The 16,764-nt window shown below is 60.2% G+C and carries 14 protein-coding genes, 1 tRNA gene and 1 other RNA gene; 7 read left to right on the top strand and 9 right to left on the bottom strand.

Features of this window, described 5'->3' with window-relative positions:
- The first annotated feature begins 97 nt into the window (after window positions 1-97).
- The gene (locus EI293_RS11480; protein WP_125437726.1) at window positions 98-976 is read left to right on the top strand and encodes a hypothetical protein; all 879 of its coding nucleotides are present in this window, start codon (window positions 98-100) and stop codon (window positions 974-976) included.
- Window positions 977-1,043: 67 nt separating this feature from the next.
- On the opposite strand, the gene EI293_RS11475 is transcribed toward EI293_RS11480, so the two are convergent.
- The 6 genes from EI293_RS11475 to EI293_RS11450 all read right to left on the bottom strand — a co-directional run bounded on the left by EI293_RS11475 (window position 1,044) and on the right by EI293_RS11450 (window position 4,680).
- Window positions 1,044-1,934, bottom strand: coding sequence for a glycosyltransferase family 2 protein (locus tag EI293_RS11475; RefSeq protein WP_125437724.1), 891 nt, complete (start codon window positions 1,932-1,934; stop codon window positions 1,044-1,046).
- A gap of 129 nt (window positions 1,935-2,063) precedes the next feature.
- Window positions 2,064-2,753, bottom strand: a complete 690-nt coding sequence (locus tag EI293_RS11470; protein WP_125437722.1) for a cell division ATP-binding protein FtsE — start codon at window positions 2,751-2,753, stop codon at window positions 2,064-2,066.
- Window positions 2,754-2,815: 62 nt separating this feature from the next.
- Window positions 2,816-3,019 (bottom strand): fructose-6-phosphate aldolase, encoded by a 204-nt coding sequence (locus tag EI293_RS11465; protein WP_125437720.1) that lies wholly within the window; start codon window positions 3,017-3,019, stop codon window positions 2,816-2,818.
- 89 nt (window positions 3,020-3,108) lie between these two features.
- Entirely contained in the window at window positions 3,109-3,765 is a 657-nt protein-coding gene (fsa, locus tag EI293_RS11460) for a fructose-6-phosphate aldolase (protein ID WP_044001720.1), read from the bottom strand.
- 215 nt (window positions 3,766-3,980) lie between these two features.
- An RNA gene (ffs, locus tag EI293_RS11455) (signal recognition particle sRNA small type) lies at window positions 3,981-4,077 on the bottom strand.
- A 126-nt stretch (window positions 4,078-4,203) separates the two neighbouring features.
- Window positions 4,204-4,680 (bottom strand): carboxypeptidase-like regulatory domain-containing protein, encoded by a 477-nt coding sequence (locus EI293_RS11450; protein ID WP_170170347.1) that lies wholly within the window; start codon window positions 4,678-4,680, stop codon window positions 4,204-4,206.
- 329 nt (window positions 4,681-5,009) lie between these two features.
- On the opposite strand from EI293_RS11450, the gene guaA reads away from it, so the two are divergent.
- Entirely contained in the window at window positions 5,010-6,542 is a 1,533-nt protein-coding gene (gene guaA, locus EI293_RS11445; RefSeq protein WP_125437716.1) for a glutamine-hydrolyzing GMP synthase, read from the top strand.
- An 81-nt stretch (window positions 6,543-6,623) separates the two neighbouring features.
- Here the strand turns inward: guaA and EI293_RS11440 are convergent, their stop codons facing one another.
- Both EI293_RS11440 and EI293_RS11435 read right to left on the bottom strand, forming a co-directional pair.
- Entirely contained in the window at window positions 6,624-8,501 is a 1,878-nt protein-coding gene (locus EI293_RS11440; protein ID WP_125437714.1) for a DUF4153 domain-containing protein, read from the bottom strand.
- A 153-nt stretch (window positions 8,502-8,654) separates the two neighbouring features.
- Window positions 8,655-8,736 (bottom strand) — tRNA-Leu (locus EI293_RS11435).
- 260 nt (window positions 8,737-8,996) lie between these two features.
- Between EI293_RS11435 and EI293_RS11430 the strand changes: the two genes are divergently transcribed.
- On the top strand, window positions 8,997-9,467 hold the full coding sequence (locus tag EI293_RS11430; protein ID WP_125437712.1) for a low affinity iron permease family protein: 471 nt from the start codon (window positions 8,997-8,999) through the stop codon (window positions 9,465-9,467).
- A 122-nt stretch (window positions 9,468-9,589) separates the two neighbouring features.
- On the opposite strand, the gene EI293_RS11425 is transcribed toward EI293_RS11430, so the two are convergent.
- Window positions 9,590-10,249: a Dps family protein gene (locus EI293_RS11425; RefSeq protein ID WP_125437711.1), complete on the bottom strand. Its 660-nt coding sequence runs from the start codon at window positions 10,247-10,249 to the stop codon at window positions 9,590-9,592.
- A 115-nt stretch (window positions 10,250-10,364) separates the two neighbouring features.
- Between EI293_RS11425 and EI293_RS11420 the strand changes: the two genes are divergently transcribed.
- From EI293_RS11420 to EI293_RS11405, 4 genes are all read left to right on the top strand, one after another.
- Entirely contained in the window at window positions 10,365-11,063 is a 699-nt protein-coding gene (locus tag EI293_RS11420; protein WP_125437709.1) for a VIT1/CCC1 transporter family protein, read from the top strand.
- A gap of 149 nt (window positions 11,064-11,212) precedes the next feature.
- Window positions 11,213-11,764, top strand: a complete 552-nt coding sequence (locus EI293_RS11415; RefSeq protein ID WP_125437707.1) for an MOSC domain-containing protein — start codon at window positions 11,213-11,215, stop codon at window positions 11,762-11,764.
- Between the two features lie 221 nt (window positions 11,765-11,985).
- Window positions 11,986-16,320, top strand: coding sequence for a DUF4394 domain-containing protein (locus tag EI293_RS11410; RefSeq protein WP_125437705.1), 4,335 nt, complete (start codon window positions 11,986-11,988; stop codon window positions 16,318-16,320).
- Window positions 16,321-16,399: 79 nt separating this feature from the next.
- Window positions 16,400-16,615: a PID-CTERM protein-sorting domain-containing protein gene (locus EI293_RS11405; RefSeq protein WP_125437703.1), complete on the top strand. Its 216-nt coding sequence runs from the start codon at window positions 16,400-16,402 to the stop codon at window positions 16,613-16,615.
- The last annotated feature ends 149 nt before the right edge of the window (window positions 16,616-16,764 follow it).

Below are 16,764 nucleotides of genomic sequence, written 5' to 3'. Positions count from 1 at the left end.
CGGCCCGGCCGTAACCGCAGAGGCCGGGCTTTCGTTAAGCGCAACAGGCTGCCGCAATGGCCGCCGCAGTTTCTCTCTCCCATTCTACCCCGCTACCATGCTCCGCAAAACCCTCACCCTCCAGGCACTTGCCGCGGCCCTGCTCCTGGGCGGCGCTACCTTCACCAGCTGCAACCAAGCCCAAAAGCAGGAAGTATCTGCCGAAAGTGACCAGGCGTACAACGACTTCAAAACCTTCGTAGCCGATACTGAAACCAAAGTGGATGCCGTAGCCAACGAGGCAGAGGCCGATTACGAGCAGGAAACCACCCAGCTCAAATCTGACTTCGATGCTAAAGTAGCCGCCGTTGACCGCTACGCCGACCAGTACGACGACGCCCGCCGCCAGGAAATTGAATTGCTGCGTACTCGCTACACTACCGCTTACGATAAGCGTGAAATGGCTTGGCAGAACCGCCCCGGCGCTACCGCCGCCATGAGTGGCAGCGCTGCTACCGGCGCCACCACCATGGGCAAATACTATAAGCCCAGCTCCCCGGCCAGCCGCATCACGGCCGCCAATGCCCGCCAGACCTACGAGTCCTTCGTGAACGACATCAAGGTGAACGAGGACAAGTACGATATCAATGACTGGCGCAACATCAACGCCGAGTGGCGCGCGTTGGATGAAGCCTATGACAAAGTAAAGAAGGATATTCCAGCCCGCGACCTGGCTGAAATCCAGAAGGAAAAGCTGAAATACGCCGCCTTCAAATCCTACGACAAGGCCGAAGCCCGCGCCGCTCAGGGCGCCGACGCCACGGAGCGCACTGCGGAAAACGTAGCCGCCGAAACCCAGGATGAGCGCTCGGCCGTGGGCCGCGCCGCCAGCAACACTGCTTCCGATGTGAAGGATGCAGGCAAGAAAGTGGGCGGTGCCGTAAAAGGCGCGTTCAAGGAAGCGAAGTCGGAAGTAAAGAACACCGACAACGACTAACCTCAATTGCCACCGCCTAAAAAAGCGGGTGCCTTTCGGCACCCGCTTTTTTTGTTTCGGGCTACTGCTACCGCAGCTCGTCCAGCAGCCAGTACAGCTTCAGGGCATCCAGTTGGCGCAGGCTGGGCCGGCTGGAAAGCAGGTTGCGACGTACCTGCTCCCGGCGCAGGCCAAAGGCCGTGCGAACCGCCTCGCTCAGGCCCCACCGCTTTAGGCGCAGGGCCGCCTGCAACAGCTTGGTATCGGCTCCCAGCCCTTCGGCGCGGTAGAGCTGCACCAGGTTGCGCACGGCGTCGTGGGTCTTTTGCAGGAATACCGGAGCCGGCTCCAGACCGTCGTGCAGCACAGGGTTATCAAGGTGAAAAACTTTGGTGCCCGAGTGGCGCAGCAGCCAGCCAAACTTGGTGTCCTCGTGACCGTAGCGCGTCAGGTTTTCATCCAGTCCCAGTCGTCGGAACACCTCCGCCTTAATCAGCAGGTTATTGAGCGTGAGCTGACCGTGAGGGCTTTGCTGGCGCACGGCGGCAGGACGAGCCTCGCGGTGGCGGCCATACAGCCACCGCAGCCGTAAATCTGCCTCCCTCGGTGGTGCCGACTCATACGCAGTGCCGCCCGATAGTACCGGCGCCTGGTGGCAGGCCGCCGCGTACCGGGCCAGAAACTTGTCATCGGGCAGTAGACTGTCGTTATCCAGCAGCAGCAGCCACTCGTGGCGGGCAGCAGCGGCCAACTGGTTGCGGATGGCGGCCCGCCCAACGTTCAGGGCCAGTTCTTGGTAGGTGACGCCGGGCAACCGGCCCAGCTCCTGGTTCTGCAGCCGGAACTCCGCGCGGGAACCGTCGTCCAGACACCGGATTTCTACGGGCCCGGGCCAGTCCTGCGCCTGTGCCAGCAAGGTGCACACCAACGGCCGCACATCACAATTAAACACCGGAATCAGTACTGAAAGCCCTGTCATGTGTAACCAGAAAGGATGTTTTGTCGACGACAACCTGCCGTCTGGCTTTCAGCCAGGAGCCTGATACGAGCCGAAAGGTTGTCAAGAGGCCGAATTTTATCGTACCCTGCTGCGCCGGCGAGGCCCGGGTTAGCTTAGCGTGAAGGGCGTCACGGCGGAATCGATCAGCTGGCCCTGCTCGCACTTGAGCACCCGGCGCGGATATTGCTGAATCAGCTGGTAGTTATGGGTGGCCATGAGCACGGCCGTGCCGGCGTTATTGATTTCCACGAACAGGCGCATGATGCTGTCGGCCACATCGGGGTCGAGGTTGCCGGTGGGCTCGTCGGCCAGCAGCAGCAGCGGCTCGTTGAGCAGCGCCCGGGCAATAACCACGCGCTGCTGCTCGCCCCCGGAAAGCTGGTGGGGCATCTTGCTGGCTACGTTGGCCAGCCCCACGCGCATGAGCACCTCCGAAATGCGCTGCTGCTTGCGGGCCTTGCCTTTCCAGCCGGTAGCATTGAGCACAAACAGCAGGTTGTCGGCCACCGACCGATCAAAGAGCAGCTGGAAATCCTGGAAGATGATGCCCAGCTTCCGGCGCAGGAACGGCACTTTATCGGTCACGCCCTTCTTGGGCAGCGCGAAACCGGCCACGGCACCGGTACCGGCCGGCAGGGGCAAATCGGCGTACAGTGTTTTCAGCAACGAGCTTTTGCCCGAGCCTGTACGCCCCACCAAGTAGACAAATTCGCCCTTTTCCAGTGCAAACGTCACCTTCTGCAGCACCGTATTCACGTCCTGCATAATGTAGGCGTCGTGCAGCTCTAATACGGTCATGGCTCAGGGAACTTGGGAAAACAGCAAAAAAACGGGCGCGCCGCAAGGCCGCCAGATACAACCTACACCTCCAGTTTCTGCAGCTTCCCGAACGCCAGGTCGGCAATGACGGCCGCCAGTGGCTCCTCTTTGCCTTCCAGCCCGTAGCGGTGCAGATCCTTCAGGGGCCGGTCGGCGCGGAAGTAGGCAATGAGTACGAACTGCTCGTCCCGAAGTTGGATGTAGTCCGGAATCTTGGCCTTGCCTTTTACTTTGATGATGTACATCGGCGTAATATGGGAAATGTGAAAATGTGAAAAATGTGAAGACGGCCGAAGCACATTCAACACATTTTTCACATCTCACACATTATAAATTACCCGTTTACCTTCTTGTGGTCGGCCAGGAAGGTGGCGAGGCCTTTGTCGGTGAGGGGGTGGTTGAGCAGGCCGGTAATGACGTTCAGCGGGCAGGTAACCACGTCGGCACCCAGCTCGGCGCACTGAATCAGGTGGGGTACGTGGCGCACCGAGGCGGCCAGCACCTGCGTGGGGTAGCCGTAGTTCGAGAAGATGTCCACAATCTGCTGCACCAGCTGCAAACCGTCGTGTCCAATATCATCGAGGCGGCCCACGAAAGGCGATACGTAGGTAGCCCCGGCTTTGGCAGCCAGCAGGGCCTGACCGGCCGAGAAAATCAGCGTGCAGTTGGTTTTGATGCCTTTATCGGAGAAGTAGCGGATGGCTTTCACCCCGTCCCGGATCATGGGCACCTTCACCACGATATTAGGGTGCAGATCGGCCAGCGCCTCCCCTTCCCGGATCATGCCCTCAAAATCGGTGGCAATTACTTCGGCCGACACGTCGCCGTCCACGATTTCGCAGATCTGGCGGTAGTGCGACAGCACGGCATCGGTGCCTTTGATGCCTTCTTTAGCCATCAGCGAAGGATTGGTGGTCACGCCGTCGAGCACACCAAGCTCTACGGCTTCCTGAATTTCCTTCAGGTTGGCGGTATCAATGAAAAATTTCATGCGGGTAGGTTGGGAAACAACAATGCGCGCAAAGCTACTCACTGATTGCACGGATTACACGGATTTTGTGAACGGCGCAGTTTCAACTCAGCTGTTGCACGGCTGGATAAACGCAAAAAGCGGCCCAGAAGGCCGCTTTTCTATCGATGTTGCCGGAGGCTGATCATCCACAAAATCTGTGGAATCCGCGAAAAACCCGTGCAATTAATGGTCAAAAAAAAGCGAGCCAAAATCGCACCGCTCAACCGTCTACCCTTGCTACCTTCCGGTCCTGGGGGAGTTCAACAGGAGCTGGTCGTTCTGACTCGCCGAGTGCAAAGATACGCACGCCCCGTACCCGTTTGGTGCGCCGCGCCCAATCTTTTTTCCGGCTAGGCGGGTATCAGCAAGAGTATCAGCGGCTTTTTTTTCACGCAGCCCCGTTTCACCACGTTCCAGCTACCGTTTCCAGGCTTTGGTGGCGGCTTTGCTGCGCTTTTTCAGGTTGCGCTTATAGTCTTCGATGGGCTCCAGCTTGAATAGTAAGTCGGCTGGGCCACGGGCCACGCGCTCCGCATCCTGGTAGCCGGCGAAGCTTACCCGCACTACCGGCGCGGCTCCGGTAGTCGGCAGCAAGTAGTCGCCGGCCGAGTTGGTACTGACGGAGTGCAGCTGGTCGCCGAGCACCATCACGGTAGCGCCCATCAGCGGTTTGCCCCATTCGTCCACCACGTTGCCAGCCAGCGTTTTTTTGACGGGCTTGGCGGTTGTTTCAACGGGCGCAGGTACTGGCACTGCCTCGGCCAGCAGCTCGGTGGTTTTGGCCGTTGGGGCCATTGGCTCCGGGGTAGCAGCCGTTTGTTGGGCCTGGGCTGGAACCGGCAGCGCCAATGCTCCTAACAACGACAAAGCGAGTAGCGGTAGATATGAACGCATGGGAGGAGAACAGGTAAAAGTCACGTACACTAAGCATTCCAAAGTTCCTATGTTTGCCGGCCATATGAAAGGCAATTTGCCCGCCATTTGTGACTAGCACTAACCTTAGAAATCAGTAGGATAATAGAGCAGCAGGTTCGCCGCTGAGCCCTGCTCCTCCCATGTAGTCTGTGTATCAGCTCTGCCTTTTTTGCACTTTGTGTGACTTTCACAAGAGCGTCTTTTTGCTTGTCTCTATTCCCTACTGCCAGACACCGACAAAGAGCAGTTAGCACGAGAAAAAACCAGTTTGGTGCTTCAGGTCTGAAATCTGCGCGCTACTTTTGCCCATGCCACAACAAATTCTGATTCTCGATTTTGGGTCGCAGTACACCCAACTCATTGCCCGGCGCATCCGGGAACTGAATGTTTACTGCGAAATTCATCCGTATACCCACGCCCCGGCCCTCACTGAGGATATCCGGGGCGTTGTGCTTTCGGGCTCCCCGTGCTCCGTGCGCGAAGCCGATTCGCCCAACCCCGACCTGAGCGCTTACCTGGGCCAAGTGCCGGTGCTGGGCGTGTGCTACGGCGCGCAGCTGCTGGCCCACCAGCAGGGCGGCGAGGTGCTGCCCGCCACCATCCGGGAGTACGGCCGCGCCCGCCTCAGCCGCGTCCACCACGAAAGCCCGCTGCTGCACGGTGTGCCCACCGAGTCGCAGGTCTGGATGTCGCACGGTGACACCATCAAGACGCTGCCCCAGGGCTTTGACATTGTGGCCAGCACGCCGGAAGTGGCCGTGGCCGCCTTCAAAATCCAGGGCCAGGAAACCTACGGCATCCAATTTCACCCCGAAGTCACGCACTCGACAGACGGCAAAACGCTGCTCCAGAACTTTGTGGTGAACATCTGCGGCCTCGACCAGAGCTGGACGCCGGAGCACTTCGTGGACTCAATGGTGGAAACCCTGCAGCGTACCATCGGCGAGCAGGACCAAGTGATTCTGGGCCTTTCGGGCGGCGTGGATTCGTCGGTGGCGGCGCTGCTGCTGCACAAGGCCATCGGCACGCGCCTGCACGGCATCTTCGTGAACAACGGGCTGCTGCGCAAGGATGAGTACGAGCAGGTGCTCCACTCCTACCAGGGCCTGGGCCTGAACGTGCAGGGCGTGGATGCTTCCCAGGAGTTCTACGACGCTCTGGCGGGCCTGACGGACCCGGAATTGAAGCGCAAAGCCATCGGCCGCACCTTTATTGAGGTGTTCGACCGGGAAGCGCAGAAGGTGGAAGGTGCCCGTTGGCTGGCCCAGGGCACCATCTACCCCGACGTGATTGAGTCGGTATCGGTGCATGGCTCATCCGTGACCATCAAGAGCCATCACAACGTGGGCGGTTTGCCCGAGAAGATGAACCTGCGGATTGTGGAGCCGCTGCGGGCCTTATTCAAGGATGAAGTGCGCGAAGTGGGCCACACCCTGGAGCTACCCGCGCACATTCTGCACCGCCACCCCTTCCCCGGTCCCGGCCTGGGCATCCGCATCCTCGGCGACATTACGCCCGAGAAAGTGGATTTGCTGCAACGCGCCGACGCCATCTTCATCAACGGCCTGAAAGAGCACGGTCTCTACGAGAAAGTATGGCAGGCCGGCGTGATGCTGCTGCCGGTGCAAAGCGTGGGCGTGATGGGCGACGAGCGGACCTACGAGCGGGTAGTAGCCCTGCGCGCCGTAACCAGCGTGGACGGCATGACGGCCGACTGGGCCCACCTGCCCTACGAGTTCCTGGCCGACGTCAGCAACAAAATTATCAACCAAGTGCGCGGCATCAACCGCGTGGTGTACGACATCAGCTCGAAGCCACCAGCAACCATTGAGTGGGAATAACTTCTGCTGCACTATCTGTTTCCAACAAACAAGGGTTCTAGGTTACTGGAACCCTTGTTTGCTGGTAAATGGTGTCTGAGTTTACTTCTTTATTTCTAGCATAGCTTGACCGGAATAAATATACTCTACAGTATCCTTCCGATCCTCTCTGTAAAGGCGATTCAGAAAAAATTGCAACTGCATGTTGCGGTCAATTGCTCGAAGGGTCATATGGGAAGCAGGAATTGCTACATTCCTGTTGGGATCTTCACCGTGTATTTTCACTAATGAATCAGCTAACACACTCGTGTGTAAAGTGAGCCGAGTTTGCCAAGTATTATCCGTCTGCTGCTGTAAATAGAGTTGCCGGCCGTGTTTTGCTGCTTGAATCCGAAAGGAGCCCTCGGGTATTATAAACTCAAGTATATTTTCCTCAGATGATCTATTGTAGCGGGCTATTTCAATTTCACCTAAAAAGTAGCAGCCTAGCCCGCAAGGGCGAATCTGAGGATTCTCAGGCTGGAAACTGGCCGTTTTCACCTGCGCTATTTCATCGGCGTATCGATTGCGTTCTGCAATACCGGTAACCTCTTCCAGGCGGTTGCGCAACCAGTCCCGCTGTACCCAGTTCGATGTATGCCGGATGGAGTCTGGCGGTTGAATACTGGCCATGAAAAATGGTTGCAGCTTATCCAGCGTCTGCCGCTCGGAGAAGAAGTCGAAGATGGAGCTGATGCGCTTGCGGGCCTCTTCGGGCAGCTTCTGCACACGCTTCCCAGCCCCGTCCAGCTTGCCAGCCTTCAGCAGCCCGTACTGCACACTGATTTCGCGGAGCTGGTTGAGTTGGCTGCGCTGGGCCACGGCAAAGGCGCCCCAGGGCCCACCGGCCGCCACAAAGGCCACCACCGCCAGCGAAGCCGGAATCCAGATGAGGCCCTGCCCGCGCCGCGCCAGGAAGTAGAGGGCAATACCGAACAGCCAAGCGGCCAGCACCAGCACGAAATACCGCTCCTCGGTGATGCCGTAGGCCCGAATGCGGGTGCCAATGGCTACGGCCAACAGCCCCAGTAACGGAAACAGCGCCCGGTAAAACCACCGCCCAAACGTGCGAATCCAGGTGTTTTCGGCGGCGTGGCGGATGGGGTGAATCAGGAGCAGCGCGAAGATGCCGGCCACTGAAAAGGCCAGAATCAGGATGGACACCCACCCTTCGGGCAGCTCCCAGGTCACCATAATCCGGGCCAGGTAGGCGTACAGAATGCCCAGGTACAGCACCACCAGCGGCAGCAGCACAAACTGGGTAAACACTTTCAGCCCTTTGGGGTAGCTGGTTTCCTGCTCCAGCGCCGCGAAGTTGTGCGGTATGCCGGCCAGGAAAAACCACGTGTTGAAAATGGAGCCGAGCACCACAAACAAATCGGCGTAAATCCGCGGCTTGATATCCACGAAAAACAGGTTTTCGACGGCTACCAAAGCCAGCGCGCAGCCCGCAAACAGCACCCCGGAATACAGGGCAGCGGAAAGAATCCGCAGAAACAGCGTTTCGTTGTAGCGCCAGAAGCCCGGCGTATCGGCTTGGCGGCGCAGCTCGGAAAGATAGGGGCCAGCGGCTACGGCCAGGTGCGTACCTAGCAGCAGTAGTGCCAGTCGCGCGCCCCACTCCGGGGTGGGCTCGGCGGGAGCTACGGCGTACCACACTGCCAGCAGCCCCAGCATCGCCGCCAACGCCCCCCACCGCAGCACTGGCCGCCAGCGGTACCTCTCAGCCGTGAGGGCCACCGCCAATGTGCCCGACAAGCCTAGCCCCGCCCCCGACAGCAGCGGAAACAGCCACTCTAGGTGCTCCCGCTGCTGGTAGCTGAGATGATTGTAGTACAGGCCAGCTCCGCACAACACAAGGGCGCATAGCAACGTGAGGGGAAAGCGCCGCACCACGCGGGCCGTTTCGGCAGCTAGCTGCTGCAAAGAGGGTAGTTTCATGAAAGCACCGGAATAGGCCTCCAAGAAACGAAAAGCACGGCAGCTTCCCCATACTTCGGCCGGACGGGCAGCGGCTCTTTCGGGGCGGGGTGACGGGGAAAACGGACACAAAAAAGCCGCTTCGGATATCCGAAGCGGCTTTTTCAGTTGGAGTGCGCGCGGGGAGATTCGAACTCCCACACCCGAAGGCACCACCCCCTCAAGATGGCGTGTCTACCAGTTTCACCACGTGCGCAGATGCTGATGGCACTCCTGTTACTCTGGCGGAAGCCGTTGCTTCCGGATTCACTGAGGCGGCGAATCGATGACAAAAGTAGAGGGTTGCCGGCAAGGGTGCAAGGCCGGGGCTCTTTTTCACCGTAGATTTTATGTTTCGCAGTGGTTTCACGCTCAGTGTCAGCCCGAAAAATTTCATCTACTCCTCACCTGTCAGCCGTAATTTTCACCTTTCTCACCTACACAGGCGGCTCCGGCCTGCTTTTTTCTGCGCTGTTTATGGCTGTTGATTTCACTCCCCCCACCGCTGCCCGGTCCAACTTCTTTGCCCGCTTTGCCGGGGCAGTTACGGCCTGGTCGGGCACCACGCAGGCGTTTTGCTTGGCGTTGGGCACAGTACTGGTGTGGGCCGTCACGGGGCCGTTGTTTCACTACTCGGAAACCTGGCAGCTGGTCATCAACACCGGCACCACCATCATCACCTTTTTGATGGTATTCCTCATTCAGCGGGCCCAGAACAAGGATTCACTGGTATTGCACCTGAAGCTGAACGAGCTGATTGCCGCCCACAAAGGAGCCAGCAACCGCCTCATCAACGCCCAGGACTTCTCGGAGCAGGAAATCAACCTGCTGCACGGCTACTTCAGCCTCCTAGCCGAGAAGGCCCGGCAGGACCACGACCTGGGCCGCACGCATTCGGTGGAGGAAGCCGAGGAAAATCACCAGGAAAAACAGAAGGCGCACCGGTAAACAGCGCAGTAGCTTCCGGTCAATGATTGCGGGCTGGAATTGAATCCGCTCAAAAGTCAGCAACCAAAAACGGCTTCCTTCCGCAATGGAAGGAAGCCGTTTTTGGTTGCTGACTTTTGAGCTTACTCGGCGCGGGCCAGCGGCGTATCCACCACGTGCTCCGACACGAACCACACCTGCAGCTCGTTGAGGCGCATTACGTCGCTCACCGCCAGGTCGTTGGTGCCATCGTCGCCGGCTTCATCGGCCTGCTTGGCGAAGTCGTGGCAGTTTTTGAGGATAATCTGGTGGGCTTCCAGCAGACGACCTACCTGGATAGGAGCTTCTTCCCGGTCTTTGGGCGGGCGCGGAATACTGGTCAGCTCGGCCACGTCGTGGGCCATAGCCACGGCCACGCCGCCCAGAATCTGGATACGCTCGGCAATGGTATCTACTAGGGCGCTTTGCTCCTCGTAGTGCTTATCGTAGAGCAGATGCAGTTGGTAGAACGTGGGGCCTACTACCTGCCAGTGGTGTTTTTTGTACAGGTCGCGCAGCGTGATGGTGTCGGCCAGCAGCTGGTTGAGGTTGGTTACGCTCTGCTGACGGGTTTTCTCATCGAGGCCGATGGGCAGGCGCTGCGACACGGTGCCGTACTTCTGGAGCGGCGCGGGGGCGTTGAACTGCTGGTTCAGGATGGGCTGCACGCTGGGCGCGGCCTGACCGTTGGAAGCGGATTTGGCAGCCGAAGCTTTAGAGGCAGCTTTGGGGGCAGCCGCTGGTTTGGCGGTGGTTTTGGCCATGATTCTAGGGAGGGAAAAGATATCGGTTGGAAGGAAAGCAGCCGTAATGGCTACCATCTGGCCTACATACGCGTAAAAGCTCATCAGGTTAACCATACGCGTACATTTAGCCACCATGCAGCACCAGCATCCGCACCCCGAAAATCACCTGACCAGCTCGGCCATGCTGCAGGACATTGTAATCGGCTTATCGGATGGGCTGACGGTGCCGTTTGCACTGGCAGCCGGGCTGAGCGGAGCCGTGCAATCCTCGGGGCTGGTGATTACGGCCGGGCTGGCCGAAGTAGTGGCCGGTTCCATTGCCATGGGCCTGGGCGGCTACCTGGCCGGGCGCACCGAAGTAGAGCATTACGCGGCCGAATTGCAGCGCGAATACCAGGAAATTGAGGAGGTGCCGCACGTAGAACGGGCCGAAGTAGACGAATTGCTCCAGGAAATGGGCCTTTCGGCGGCTACCCGGGAGCAGGCCGTGCGGGAACTCACCGCCGACCCCGACCAGTGGGTGCGCTTCATGATGAAATACGAGCTGGGCCTGGAAAAACCCGACCCTCGCCAAGCACCTAAAAGTGCTTTCACCATCAGCGCGGCCTACGCCGTGGGCGGCCTTATTCCGCTTAGTGCCTATTTCCTGACCGAAACGCCTACCGAAGGTCTGCTGCTTTCGGCCGTGATGACGCTGGTGTGCCTGCTCATTTTCGGCTACCTCAAAAGCCGCATGACCGGCCAGCCGCCCGTGTGGGGAGCCCTTAAAATGGCCGGAACCGGGGCCTTGGCCGCCGGCGCGGCCTTCCTAGTGGCCCGGCAGTTCACCTAATAGGAGCTGAAGCACTGGCCCAAAGGCAGGCAGCCATCGGGCCGATAACTGCCTGCCGACTTTGTGCTGACGAATCATACGACAACCGGCCCGACGGTTTGCAGCCACCGGACCGGAAATACTACCTCACTTTTCCACCGAAATTTCCTATGCCTTTCCCCTTTTTCGGCGACGACAAATCAACTATTGCCCGCCTGCTCAGCACGTTGCCCCAAGAGGGCCGGGTGGAGTGGATTGGTCTGCGCCCGGCCCGCCGCCAACCACTGCTGAGCGTGCCCGAAGCCGAGGCCGAAACCGACCGGCACCTGGTAGGTGACCACGCCCGGCCCAAAGCCGGCGGCAAGCGGCAGATCACGCTCATTCAGCACGAGCATTTGGGGGCAGTGGCCGGATTTCTGGGGATGCCGGAGCCGGTGGCGCCGGAGCGGCTGCGCCGCAACCTGGTAATAAGTGGCCTGAACCTGCTTGCCCTGAAAAACAGACAGGTACGCATCGGTCCTGAAGTGATACTGGAAATAACAGGTGAGTGTCACCCCTGCTCCCGCATGGAAGAGGAACTGGGCCACGGCGGCTACAACGCCATGCGCGGCCACGGCGGCCTCACGGCTCGCATTGTACAGGGTGGCCAGTTTGCCGTAGGCGACGCAGTACGGGTAGTGCAATCAGAACAGAAACCAGCTGCGCCCCCGATTACAGGGTGATCCGACTGAACAGAACGGCTGAAACCGTAATGCTACCCAGGTTGTTTACACTGAAACACAATTATATACACCAAATATTTTTAATGAAAGTCATCAATCCATAATAGTTCCTCCTGGCGTAAGCTTTTTAGTCAAAGCTCAGCGTGAGGCAGCTATAGTGCAATAGAAAGCTGAGGTTGACGGACGTGTATTTTTCCATCCTTACCCCCCTTTCTATCCGCATGAAGACACCCATACTGCCCACCTTCAACCGTCGTTTGATGGGGCTCACGCTGGGCATTTCGCTGCTGGCCGCACCGGCAGCCTTTGCCCAAACTACCACGGTGTACGGCCTCGCACAGGGCGGCACTACCCTCGTTGCCCTGCCTTCCAACGGTACGGGCACGCCCGCTTTTTTACCAATTTCGGGTATTGCCGGCGGCCAGACGCTGGTCGGGCTCGACTCGCGGCCGGCCACCGGCCAGCTATTTGCCCTAGGCTACAACGGCGCGGGCACGGCCCAACTCTACAGCATTAATGCCGCTAACGGCGCGGCTACGGCCGTAGGCAGCACCGTTGCCCTGGCCCTGGGTGCCAGCACAGAGCGGATCGGGTTTGATTTCAACCCGACCGTGGACCGCATTCGGGTGACGAGCAGCAACCTCGCTAACTTCCGCCTCAACCCTAACAACGGGGCTCTGGCTGCCACCGATACCAACCTGAATGGCGCTCCGGGCGCGGTAATCGATGCCGTGGCCTACACCAACAGCTTCATCGGGGCCGCCACTACGGTGCTCTACGATGTGGACGTGGCCAACTCCCAGCTTTACATCCAGACCAACCCCAACGGCGGCGTGCTGGGCTCCCCGGTCCCGATTACCCGCAACAGCATGCCCTTGCTGACCGGCACCGAAGTCACCGACCTCGACATTTACACCGACCCCGCCAGCGGTACGCAGCAGGCCGTGCTGTCGGTTATTTCCGGGACCAGCACGACCTTCTATAACCTCGATTTGATTACCGGCAACGCTTCGCTGCTGGTGAATGGCACGCCCGGCGTCCTGGTGTCGGATATTGCGTTTGGCATTGACCGCACCGCGCCCGCCGTGAGCGGCCAGTTGCTGTACGCGGTGAGCACCAACGCCAACCTGCTTTCCTTCTACTCGGGCACGCCGGGCTTCATCAACTCGGCGGTGGCAATTACCGGTATTACGGCCGGCCAGACGCTGGTGGGTACCGACTTCCGGCCCAACACCGGGGAGCTGTTCGGCATGGGCTACAACCCCGCCAATGGCGAGGCACGGCTTTACGTCATCAACCTGAGTACGGCCGTAGCCACGCCCGTAGGCCCCGGCCCGGTAACCCTGGACCTGGGCAACTCGGCGGAGGCGGTGAACGGGGTTGGATTTGATTTCAACCCGACCGTGGACCGCATCCGGGTGACGGGCCTGAACGCGCGTAACTACCGCCTCAACCCCAACAACGGCGCCATTGCGGCCCCCGATGGCAACCTCAATTTCGTGAGCGGAGCTACCGGTACGCCCACCATCGGCTCGGTGGCCTACACCAACTCCTTCCCCGGCAGCACCAGCACCGTGCTGTATGACGTGGACGACGTGCGCAACCAGCTTTTCATCCAGAGCAACCCCAACGCCGGCCAGCTGACCTCGGCCAGCGGCACCACGCTGCTACCTGGCACCGGCGGCGTCAGCGACCTGGACTTTTACTATGATGCCGCCGCCCAGCTGAACCGAGGCTTCCTGGTATCGAATGCCGAAAGCAACACCACCACGGCCACTTTCAGCTCCCTGTACGCGCTGGACGTAACGGCCGGCACCACGACGGCCGTGGGCCGCATCGGGCTGGGCATTCCGGTGCGTGACGTGGCAGCGGTGCTGAACGGGGCTAATGCTTCGGCGGCACTTACCGGGCAGTTGCTCTACGGCGTAGCCGGTGGCAACCTGGTTTCCTTCGATTCGGGCAACCCCGGCGTTATCCGCACGGCCGTGAACATTACGGGTCTGGCGGCGACGCAGGTGCTGGTGGGCACCGATTTCCGGCCCGCTACCGGCGAGCTATTTGCACTGGGCTACGATGCGGCCAACCAGCAGGGCCAGCTCTACACATTAAACCTGAGCACCGGTGCCCTCACGGCCGTGGGCAACGCGGGCAGCTTGCCGCTGGGTACTACGGCGTCGGCCATTGGGTTTGATTTCAACCCGACCGTGGACCGCATCCGCATCACCTCGGCCACCAACCAGGCCAACCTGCGCATGAACCCGGCCGATGGCACCTACCTCACCGACACGGCCCTGACCAACCCCAGCGGTACCCCGGCCATGTCGGGCGCGGCCTATACCAACAACGACAACAACGCCAACACCGGCACCACGCTCTACGGCTACGACCAGGTACGCAACCAGCTGCTGCGCTCCACCAACGCCAACGCCGGCACCTACGTGGACCAGGGCAGCACCGGCCTCACGGTGAACCCGGGGGTTGATTTCGACGTGTTTTCGGACTTGAGTAACCCTTCGGCTCCGGTGAACTCAGCATTCCTGGTGGCTTCGCCCACGGGCTCGACGGCCGATAACCTGTACACCGTGGACCTGACCAGCGGCAGTGCCACATTGGTCGGCCGCATCGGCAACGGCTCGAACCTGACCGGCCTGGCGGCTTTCCTGACGCCCGCGCCAGTTATTGCGGCCGGCCTCACCTGGACCGGCGCCGTGAGCACCGACTGGGGCGTACCCGGCAACTGGAGCCCGGCCCAGGTGCCCACCGCCACCGATAACGTGACCATCCCGAACGTGGCCAACGACCCGGTGGTAGGATTCAGCTTTGCCAACAACGTTACGCTGCTGAGCGGGGCTCAACTGACGTTTGGCCAAAGCTCTTTCCTGCAGATCAACGGCGACTTTACCAACAACGGCGGCACTACCACTGGCACCGGGTTCGGTGAAATCCGCTTTGTAAGCAGCTCGGCTACGCAGCGCGTTAGTGGCACTACCTCCGTCTTCAACATTCTAACTACCAACAACAGCACCCTGCAGCTGGATGCGCCCGTGCAGGTGCAGCGCAGCCTCAACGTGACCGGAGCCGTCGTATCGAACGGCAACCTGACGCTGCTCTCCACTGCTGACCGCACTGCGCAGGTGCTCAACACGGGTAGCAACGTCATCTTCGGTAACGTAACGGTGCAACGCTACATCGACCCGAGCCTGAATGCCGGCGCGGGCTACCGCCACTTCTCGGCTCCTGTCAGCAACACTACGGTGGCTGATCTGACTACCACCAATTTCACCCCGGTGGTGAACCCGGCCTATAACTCGGCCCCGAACCCAGGAGCCGTGACGCCTTTCCCCACGGTGTTTGGCTACGATGAAACCCGGGTGAATACCAGCGGGAATCCCGCACCGCAAGATTTCGACAAGGGCTTCTTCTCGCCCAACGCCTTGTCGGATGGCATGACAGTTGGCCGGGGCTACACCGTAAATATTCCGGCTTCGCAGACGGTAGATTTCGTAGGCATTCTGAATAACGGGACCATTAACGTAGGGGGGCTGAGCCGCGGCATCCAAGCAGAATCGGGCTGGCAGCTGCTGGGCAACCCCTACCCTTCGCCTATTGACTGGGACCTGGTAGGCCGCACCAACGTGGATAATGCGGTGTACGTATCCCGTTCTTCGGGCCAGTACAGCGGCTCTTACTCCAGCTACGTAAACGGCGTGGGCAACAACGGTGGCACGAATGTTATCGGGTTGGGCCAGGGCTTCTTTACCCGGGTGAGTACCCCCGGCACCACCAACGGCCAGGTGGCATTCACCAACGCCGCCCGCCTGTTGACGGTGGACAGCCCCGTATTCCAGCGCACCCAGGAAACCCGGCCGCTGGCCCAGTTGGAGCTGCGCGCCGCCGCCGGTGGCCCGGGCGACCAGACCACGGTGTACTTTGAAAACGGCGCTACCGCCGCCTTCGATGTAGCCTTCGACGCCGCCAAGCTGCAAACGGCCACGGCCACGCTGGCCTCGCAGGCCGGCAATGAGAAACTGGCCATCAACGGCCTGCCGGCCCTGGGTACTACCGAGGTAGCCGTGCCGCTGCTGGTAACGGCCCCGACGGCCGGCACCTACACGCTGCGGGCCGCGCAGCTGCTGAACTTGCCCGCCGGCATGCTGGTGTACCTGCGCGATGCGCAGACCGGCGCGGTGGTGGATCTGGCGGCTCAGGCCAGCTACTCGTTTGCGCTGACGCTGGGCGCAGGCACGGGCCGCTTCAGTCTGCTCTTTACTCAGCAGCGCGTACTAGCCAATGCTCCGGCCGCCCTCAGCCGGCAGGTAGACGTATTCCCCAACCCGGCCCGCGACGTTGCTTCGGTAAGCCTCACGGCTGCTTTCACCCGGCAGGCCGTAGAGGCTTCGGTGGTGAACTCCTTAGGCCAGGTGGTACGCCACATGGTGCTGCCCGCCGGCAACGAGGTACGCACGTTGCCTCTCACCGGCGTGACGCCGGGCGTATACATGGTGCGGCTGCAAACCAGCCAGGGTACCATCAACAAGCGCCTCGTTATCGAATAGCCTGATGTTTCGGTCTGCTCCCCGGCCCGCATTGGCGGGGAGCAGCCTGATTTTCTCCCTGCTTTTGCTTTTCCTTCTTATGAAAAACCTTGCTACTGCGTGCCGGCTGGCCTTTGCCGCCGGGAGCCTACTGTTACTTACCGGTGCTTTCTCCTCCGCCCAGGCTCAGGGGCCGGGTTCTACCGGCCCCGTTCCTGACCCCACGGCCGTACCCATTGATGGGGGGGCCTCCCTGCTGCTGGCGGCTGGCGTAGGTTTCGGCCTGAAGAAGCTACGAGACCGACGCCGGGCATAATCCTATTCTGTTTTTGTTGTAAAACAGCCCGCTCCGGCAGTGTCCGGGACGGGCTGTTGCCGTTTTCAACGAGCCCAATGCCCTGTTCGTCGGCCTGTAGCCTACCATTGACCTAGAAAAAAGTTTCCGACGCTAAATCCGACTCTATC

The sequence above is a fragment of the Hymenobacter perfusus genome (assembly GCF_003944765.1).
In the GTDB taxonomy this organism is placed as follows: Bacteria; Bacteroidota; Bacteroidia; order Cytophagales; family Hymenobacteraceae; genus Hymenobacter; species Hymenobacter perfusus.
Note: the sequence above shows the minus strand (reverse complement) of the source record. Positions and strands in the feature narration are given on the sequence as shown.